The organism is Pseudoalteromonas sp. GW168-MNA-CIBAN-0100 (assembly GCF_040309225.1).
Classification (GTDB): Bacteria; Pseudomonadota; Gammaproteobacteria; order Enterobacterales; family Alteromonadaceae; genus Pseudoalteromonas; species Pseudoalteromonas arctica.
Genome location: NZ_JBEOOL010000762.1, coordinates 1 through 258 on the forward strand (window position 1 = coordinate 1; position 258 = coordinate 258).

The following is a 258-nucleotide window of genomic DNA, read 5'->3' on the forward strand; positions in this document are numbered from 1 at the left end:
CGGTAGTAAGGCACATAATCCCTACGGTTACTGAGCATAAACGAAAAGTTGTAACGAATTTACCTTTAAATGTCGATCACTTCTGTTCAGTTTACGGTGAATATTGCCGTGAACTGATAGAAGTAGTTGATGGTGAATTTCATAATTATGGTGGTGAAAGACCATTTTCTAAGAAAGAACATTATTTACAGTATCAGGACTGGAAGAATGAGGACGGCAATAGAGTCTATTTTTTTATAGATGAATGCCATTTAGCAT

General features: G+C 35.7%; 1 pseudogene. It reads left to right on the forward strand.

From position 1 onward, the window contains the following. Positions 1-258, forward strand: a pseudogene (locus AAEY62_RS23320) (zonular occludens toxin domain-containing protein); the annotation flags it as partial.